Genomic DNA, 8132 nt, shown 5'->3' on the forward strand with positions numbered 1-8132 from the left:
TAGTGACTAGTGGAGTCAAGGGGATACCCCGATACTTTTATTATGAGTCAATTCGTGGGCTTGCAATTGTTCTTCCAATCAGATAGACTGAAATGCGTTGACCCTGCCTGTAGGAACCCCGGCTTAGGTCGTCAGCTCGGAAAGGGCACTGATGTTTGGCCAGGTTTTCTCCCATTCACTAACCACGAAAATCCTGCTGGGACTCACCGTCGTTCTTTGCATCTCCGGTTCTGTATGCGATAAGAATCCGGTCAAATCGAAGGTCACGCTGGGAACTCCTACGCTGGTTTCACCGGCCAACGGCACTGCGACAAGCGACACTACCCCTACCTTTGATTGGAATGATGTTTCCACCGCTTCCGGCTATGAGATTCAGGTAGATGACGCTATCAGTTTCAATTCTCCCGTGATTGATACATTCCTCGTGGGTTCCACCCACACCGACACTCTGAGTCTCGGTGAGGACACCTACTACTGGCGAGTTCGTGCGAGAGACTCTGCAGGCGTGTGGAGCAGTTGGTCCGAGACCTGGACATTTACCGTTTTCACACGTGGGCCCGCAGCTCCAGCCGGTTCTTCACCGGCGAGCGGAAGCACTCTTGCTGACGATACACCGGCCTTTGCCTGGAGCAGTGTGCCGACTGCCGCCGGTTATGAGATCCAGGTGGACACTTCGAGCAACTTTGTCTCGCCTGGGATTGACTCTTATCCCGCCGGTCCGGCCTACACGCACGCGAGCGGCCTGGACGATAGAACCTACTGGTGGCGCGTCCGTGCCAAAAACGCTGCAAACCTGTGGGGTGATTGGAGTCAGACACTATCGTTTGCAGTCAGAACCGGATACAGTTGGAACTTAAGCTGGGGATCCCGCGGCTCAGGCGACGGTCAGTTCGCTAGCCCGTGGGGCATCGCTGTCGACGGAAGCGGGAACGTGTATGTGGCGGATACGCAGAACAATCGAATCCAGAAGTTTACGTCCGACGGGGTCTTTGTCGCGAAATGGGGCTCCACTGGAATCGATACTCTTCAATTCTTGGGGCCGATGGGCATAGCGATTGACGGGCAAGGGCATATCTACGTAGTGGACAGCGGGAATAACCGTGTCCAGAAGCTCACTGACACCGGAGTGTTTGTGGTCAGCTGGGGTTCGGACACCGGTGGCAAATACGGCCCCCTCATTGCTCCCACTTCTGTGGCAGTGGACGGGAGCGGTTTTGTCTACGTGACAGACAGCGGGAATGATCGTGTTCAAAAATATGGTTCGACAGGCACTTCCATGTGGGCCTGGGGCTCTTCCGGCACGGGCGATGGGCAGTTCAATTCTCCGAAAGGGATTGCGATTGACTGGACCGGCCTTGTGTGCGTGGTGGATAGCGGGAATAATCGTGTCAAGAAGTTCAATTCGAGTTTTGGCCAGTACAGTTCGGGTTGGGGTTCATATGGCAATGGAGACGGTGAGTTCAACGGTCCCCGCGGTATTGCGGTCGGTCCGGGCGGACACATATTTGTGACACAAGGGGAGTCACCGTCCTACGGCTCCCGGATCCAGAAGTTCAAATGGGATGGCACATTCGTAGCGAGTACCGGTGCGCACGGCAGTGGAGTCAGACAATTCAATTCGCCCCGGGGCATTGCCCTGGACGGGAGCGGGCGCGTCTATGTCGCTGACAGTGGAAACAACCGTATTGTGAGACTTGATCCCAAGTAGTGCGGTCCTCATTGTATACTGCTCAACCGTTGTCTCAAGTCGGGCTCTCGACATAAGACATGAAAAATTGCTTGACGTTGCCGATACGTGTTGTAGACTGCGGTTGTTAAATGTTTGCCTTTAAACTAGTACAGCGAGACTAGTAAGGAGACTTGATGAAAAGAAAAGTTGGCCTTCCCGGAAGTTTCACCGGTGGAGGCATTTTTTTTGGACGGAGGATGAATGAAGCCGCTCAGGGAAAAAGCCAAGATTCTTGATGAAGAAGGCGTGCGAAGGGTGCTTACAAGAATTGCCCACGAGATCGTCGAGAAGAACGGCGGAACCGGGCATCTCGCCCTTATTGGCATACGAACTCGCGGAGTTCCCCTTGCAGAAAGAATCAGAAAGATGATTGCTGCTTTCGAGAACAAAGAACTCCCGATGGGAACACTTGATATCACTCTCTACCGGGACGATCTGGAGCTCATATCACCTCAGCCGATCGTCAAGCGAACTGATATCCCGTTCAACATTCAGGATAAAGTTGTCGTGCTCGTAGATGACGTTCTCTTCACCGGCAGAACTGTGAGGGCTGCCATGGACGAGCTCATAGATTTCGGCAGGCCTCGCGAGATTCAGCTTGCCGTGCTGATCGACAGAGGACACAGGGAATTCCCCATCCGGGCAGACTATGTTGGGAAGAATGTTCCGACTTCGAGAAAAGAAATAGTCCATGTGGAACTTAAGGAAGAAGATGGAGTGGACGGAGTCACCATTGAGGAACCGGTGGAACCCTAAGGAGGCACCCGACTTTGCTGAACAGAAAAGACCTTCTCGGCCTCGAAGATCTTACTAAGGAAGAAATCGTCACGATTCTTGATACGGCGAGCTCATTCAAGGAAGTCCTTGAGCGGCCCATTAGAAAAGTTCCTGCGCTTCGCGGGAAGACGGTCGTCAACCTATTTTTTGAGCCTTCGACGCGGACAAGGATTTCATTCGAGATGGCTGAGAAAAGACTGAGCGCTGACACAATCAGCTTTTCGCAGACCGGGTCAAGCGTTTCAAAAGGGGAGACTCTCAAGGACACAGCCAAGAATATCGAGGCGATGGAAATAGACGCGATCGTGATTCGCCACTCTGAGTCGGGTGCCCCGCATTTTCTTGCAAGAAACCTTGATTCAGTGGTCATAAATGCCGGCGATGGTTCACATGAGCATCCGACGCAGGGGCTTCTTGATCTGCTCACAGTCAGGGAGAAAAAGGGAAACCTCGCCGGGCTCAAGATGGTAATCATCGGTGACATCGCTCACAGCAGGGTTGCAAGATCGGATATTTGGGGTTTCACAAAGCTCGGGGCGGACGTTTCAATTTGCGGCCCATCCACGATGATTCCGGCCGAGGTTGAGAAATTCGGTGTCCGTGTTCACACGCGAATCGAGGAAGCGCTGGAAGGTGTCGATGTGGTGAACGTGCTTAGGATTCAGCTTGAAAGGCAGGGGCAGCCCCTCTTTCCATCAGTAAGAGAGTATGCGAAGTTGTTTGGAATCGATGGCGAGAAACTGAAGAGGGCGAAGAGCGACTGCATTGTGATGCACCCCGGCCCCATAAACAGGGGAGTTGAGATAGACAACGAAGTGGCCGACGGCGCGCATTCCGTTATACTGGGGCAAGTAACAAACGGCGTTGCTGTAAGAATGGCCGTTCTGTACCTCCTCGTGGGAAAGAGTGCGCCATTCCTTCCACTGGAGGAGGGGGAGAAGGATCATTGAAGGGCGAATGAACATGGCTCAGGATGAAATTCTTATCAGAGGCGGGAGGATAATTGACCCCGCCTCCGGAGTGGATATGGTTGGTGACGTTCTTGTTTCCGGGGGCACGATTTGGAAAGTCGGGAAAAAGATCAACCACTCCAGATCCGCCAAAGTTTATGATGCCGGCGGCCTTGTTGTGAGTCCCGGTTTTGTTGACATGCACGCGCACCTCAGGGAGCCGGGACGGGAGGATGAGGAGACGATTGAGTCGGGTGCAAAAGCGGCTTTGAAGGGAGGATTCACGTCTATCGTTGCGATGCCTAATACCGATCCGCCCATAGACAGCGAAGGAATGGTGCGTCTTGTCATCGAGAAGGGAGAAGGAGCCGGCGCAGCGAGAGTGTTTCCCATGGCTGCAATTACAAAGGGCCTTAAAGGCGAGAGTATTTCCGAGATGGCTCATCTCAGGGAAGCGGGCGCGGTTGCTTTCACTGATGACGGTAATCCTGTCTCCAATGCCGGAACAATGAGACGGGCATTGGAGTATGCATCAATGCTGGAATGCCCTGTCGTCTCGCACTGTGAAGAGACAAGTCTTACAAAAGGCGGCGCCATGAACGAGGGGGCAGTTTCGACGGCTCTCGGCCTGAAAGGAATTCCGTCCGTTGCAGAAGAGATCATCGTGGCCAGGGACATTCTTCTTTCAGGGTTCACAGGCGGGAGATTGCACATCGCTCATATGAGCACAAAGGAATCCGTTGACCTCATCAGAAGGGCCAAGAAAATGGGGACCAAGGTGACGGCAGAAGCGACGCCTCACCATATTGCTCTTACGGACGAACTTCTGCGGAGCTATGATACAAACTTCAAGATGAATCCTCCGCTCAGGAAAGAAGATGACAGAATGGCGTTGATCGAAGGACTCCGCGACGGAACCATAGACTGCATAGCCACCGATCATGCTCCGCACACAGAGATCGAGAAGGATGTTGCATTTGACGACGCTCCATTCGGCGTAACAGGTCTGGAGACCGCGCTTGGCGTTCTCATTACATTCCTTGTCGAGGCAGGTCACCTCACTCTGGAGCAGATGGTCGAGAAACTCTCGCTCTCGCCTTCGAAGATTCTCGGGCTTTCTTCTGGAACTCTCAGGCCTGGAGCTCAGGCGGACATAACTGTCTTTGATCCTCATCTGGAATGGACAGTGAGCCCGGATGACTTTCTGTCCAAGTCAAGGAACTCTCCCTTCTGCGGAATGAAACTCGCGGGACATGCGGTCCTCGTGCTGGTCTCCGGAAGGGCGCTGTATGAGTCTTCCAAAGAGCGGATGGCACCACGCGGAAATCAACCGGCATGATCAGGCGAGCTCCCCTCTATCTCTTGCTCCTTCTCTTCGCCTCGGGTTGTGCTTACTTCAATACCTTCTATCACGCAAGGAAGTACTACAACCAGGCAGCCGAGTCCCAGCGGAAATCGGGATTGGAGCGGGCGAGCCCCGGTGAGGCCAATCTTTACAACAAAAGCCTGGAGAAATGTACAAAGGTGATCACTCAGTACCCGAAGTCAAGGTGGGTGGATGATGCAGCGTATCTCATGGGGCTCTGCTATTTTGCAAGGGGAGAGTACGATAAGGCGCAGGAGAAATTTGAGGAGATCCCTTTGGCCTATCCGAAGAGTAACCTTGTCCCTGACTGTCACCTGATGAAAGGGAAATGCTTGTTCAAGAAGAAAGTGCATGACCAGGCAGAGGTTGTCCTTCTAAGCACGTTGAGCGATTATCCGCGCATAAATCACAGAGACGACCTTCTCTTTACGCTGGGCGAAAACTCCCTTGCCACGAAGGAGAATGAGAAAGCGCTCCAATGGTTCACCCGGGTTTACAAGGAGGAGACGGGGAGCAAGAGAAGATACGATGCTCTCATCAAGATTGGAGAAGTTGACTACTTGTTGAAAAGATTCGACGAAGCAAAAGAGGCGTTCACGATTGTTTCGCTAAGGCACCCGCTAGCCGACAAACGGTTTGAAGCCCGGTACAAAATAGGAGACTGCCTGGAGGCGATCGGGAAGTTCCAGGAAGGTCTTCAGTTCTATCAGGACATGCTCAAAGAGGTTAAAGGTGGCGTCAAGGAAGCAGAGGTCACGATCAGAATCGGACGGTCCTACGAAAGGCTTGCTGACGCCAAGAAAGCAATAGAGATTTACAACCAAGTCATGGACAAATTTCCGAAGAGCGCCTTTGCGGCCGAAGCACAGTTCAGGGTCGGATACACTTACGAGATTTTGCTCGAAGACCTTGATAAGGCAAGGGAGAGCTATGATAAGGTAAAAACGATATACTCGCGGTCTCAGTTTGTCGAGCAGGCGGGAACACGGTCTTCCAATATTGCCAAGTGGGGAGAGTACAAGAAGGAATCGAAAGACGAGGGCGGCGAGAAGGCAGCCGAGAAGGCCTTCATGCTTGCCGAGCTGCTTTTCTTTCAACTCGACAAGGTTGACAAGGCCCTTGAGCAATATGCTCTGGTTGAGAGGGACTACCCCGGATCAAGCTTTGCTCCAAGGGCTGCGTTTGCCACCGCCTGGATTCTGAAGAATGTGAAGAAGGACGAGCAGGGATCGAAAGAAGCTTTCCTCCGCGTCACAGAGATGTATCCGAACACGCCGTTTGCGGAGGCCGCCGCCAAGGCATTGGAAGAACACTTCGAAGCCGACTCAACCTTGAAGAGTCCAGACCCAAATGACCGTCAGTAGGGCAGGTACTCAGCATTCCCGCTGAGCTGCCATGCGGCGTGCGAACCAGCTCTGCTTGACCGCAGGGCAAGGCTTCGGCATCGGCTGTAACCAAAGAGGGCGCAGATTGAGGGCTGTCCTGGAGTGCAGCATAGTCAGGAGCCAGAAAGAAATTGGCGGCGGGCTCTTTCATCTTGAGATAACTCTTCCTTCCTCTTTCCCGGTACCCGATCCCGGACAATTCCTGCATGTTCGTATTACTGAAGGCCGCGAGTTTCTCCTGAGGAGGCCGTTCAGCATCTCCGATTTCCGGCAGAGAAAAGGCGAGGCGGTCGCATCTATTATCTACTCGGTCAGAGGGCTGGGAACCAGCGTTCTCTTGCGCAAGAAAAAGGGAGAGTCGCTAGATATCATTGGCCCTCTCGGTAACGGTTTCAAGATTGAGAAAGCAACGGTTCACCTGCTGGTGGCAGGAGGGAGAGGAATCGCGCCGCTTCTCTTTCTCGGCCGGAGAATGAGAGAGAAAGGGATTGTCCCAGTCTATCTCTACGGCACGAAGACCTGGGACTCTTCTCTTTTTGAGACTATCTTTGAGGGAAAAGCAAGCAAGCTGACGGTTGGGGAGGCAAAGCAGCTGGGACGTATAAACGTGAGGGCCAAAGTTGGGATGGGGTCGCTTGTCCTTGTTTCTACAGAAGACCGAAGGGAAGGCTTCAAAGGCAAAGTCACGGAGCTCTTTCTCTCGCTATTGAAGAGCAAGGTTCTTGACTCACAGACGATCGCGATCTACTCATGCGGCCCGACTGAGATGGTAAGGAAGATTGCCCGGATTTCTGTGGATTCGAATCTTCCCTGCCAGGTTTCTCTTGAGGAGAGATTTCTCTGTGGAATTGGACTCTGCATGGGGTGCTCGATTCCTGTCAAGGAAGGCGGGCTCAAGGTGAACCGCAGAGTCTGCTCGGATGGCCCTGTCTTTCGTGCGCACAGCGTTTGTTTCTGAGGATGGTTTGGGGGCAAGAATTCGTGACAAAGAAAATTGACCTGCCGGTTGACCTCGGGAAGCTCAAGCTCAAGAACCCGGTTCTTGTTGCCTCCGGAACCTTTGGCTACGGCACCGAGAATCTTGGATTCGTGGACACCGAGAAGCTCGGCGGGGTCGTGACCAAGACGATTACCCTCAGGCCAAGAAGTGGAAATCCGCAACCGAGAATCTTCGAAACGGCCTCCGGAGTCCTCAACTCAATTGGCCTTGAGAACATCGGGCTTGATAGATTCCTTAGGGAGAAAGTTCCGCTTCTCAGGCGCTTGAGGACATCTTGCATAGTGAGCATCGGCGGTGGGGACTACCGGGAGTTTTCGGAGATGGCAAGCGCTTTCCCGCGTGGAAAATTCCCGAGCGCCATTGAAGTCAACATTTCGTGTCCGAACGTGAAGGAGGGCGGAATCTCGTTCGGACAGAAACCGGCTCTGGCAAGAAGAGTCCTCGAATCAGTAAGAAAGTCAACGAGGCTCGTTCTTATCGCGAAATTAACCCCGGCCGTCACCTCAATCACGGAGATTGCGAAAGCTTGTATTGACGGCGGCGCAGACATACTCACGATTGGAAATACGTTCCCCGGCATGGGAATTGACCTTGAATGTAAGGAACCGGCAATCGGCCGGTTCAGAGGCGGGCTTTCCGGCCCGGCAATAAAACCGCTCATGCTTCTCAAGGTTTGGGAGGTCGCGAGCTCGTTGGATATTCCGATAATCGGCTGCGGCGGAATAATGAGTGGAAGAGATGCGCTCGAGTACTTTGCAGCGGGAGCAAGTGCGGTCCAAATCGGGACCGGCGCGCTCATCGACCCGCGGCTTCCGCTAAGAGTTCTTGAGGAAATGAGAGAGTTTCAGGAAGAAACACGGGCGGACGGCGATGCCTTGCTCCTCTCCCCACAGGGGAGAGGGTAGGGTGAGGGGTCAGTCTTTTA

Annotated in this window: 7 protein-coding genes; all 7 read left to right on the top strand. The window is 53.3% G+C overall.

Going from position 1 to position 8132, the window contains the following annotated elements; translation table 11 throughout:
• Window positions 1-151 precede the first annotated feature (151 nt).
• The 7 genes from QME66_11940 (at window position 152) to QME66_11970 (ending at window position 8112) form a co-directional block, all read left to right on the top strand.
• A complete protein-coding gene (locus tag QME66_11940) occupies window positions 152-1708 on the top strand; it encodes a hypothetical protein (protein MDI6809674.1) in 1557 nt (518 codons plus the stop codon).
• 222 nt (window positions 1709-1930) lie between these two features.
• Window positions 1931-2485: a bifunctional pyr operon transcriptional regulator/uracil phosphoribosyltransferase PyrR gene (gene pyrR, locus QME66_11945; GenBank protein MDI6809675.1), complete on the top strand. Its 555-nt coding sequence runs from the start codon at window positions 1931-1933 to the stop codon at window positions 2483-2485.
• A 14-nt stretch (window positions 2486-2499) separates the two neighbouring features.
• A complete protein-coding gene (locus QME66_11950) occupies window positions 2500-3456 on the top strand; it encodes an aspartate carbamoyltransferase catalytic subunit (GenBank protein MDI6809676.1) in 957 nt (318 codons plus the stop codon).
• A 7-nt stretch (window positions 3457-3463) separates the two neighbouring features.
• Window positions 3464-4795 (top strand): dihydroorotase, encoded by a 1332-nt coding sequence (locus tag QME66_11955; protein MDI6809677.1) that lies wholly within the window; start codon window positions 3464-3466, stop codon window positions 4793-4795.
• The gene (locus QME66_11960) at window positions 4792-6186 is read left to right on the top strand and encodes a tetratricopeptide repeat protein (protein ID MDI6809678.1); all 1395 of its coding nucleotides are present in this window, start codon (window positions 4792-4794) and stop codon (window positions 6184-6186) included. Before QME66_11955 ends, QME66_11960 begins: the two co-directional genes overlap by 4 nt.
• Window positions 6187-6292: 106 nt before the next feature.
• Window positions 6293-7165: a dihydroorotate dehydrogenase electron transfer subunit gene (locus QME66_11965; GenBank protein MDI6809679.1), complete on the top strand. Its 873-nt coding sequence runs from the start codon at window positions 6293-6295 to the stop codon at window positions 7163-7165.
• Between the two features lie 23 nt (window positions 7166-7188).
• The gene (locus QME66_11970) at window positions 7189-8112 is read left to right on the top strand and encodes a dihydroorotate dehydrogenase (GenBank protein ID MDI6809680.1); all 924 of its coding nucleotides are present in this window, start codon (window positions 7189-7191) and stop codon (window positions 8110-8112) included.
• Window positions 8113-8132: the final 20 nt, after the last annotated feature.

The organism is Candidatus Eisenbacteria bacterium (assembly GCA_030017955.1).
Lineage (GTDB): Bacteria > Eisenbacteria > RBG-16-71-46 > JASEGR01 > JASEGR01 > JASEGR01.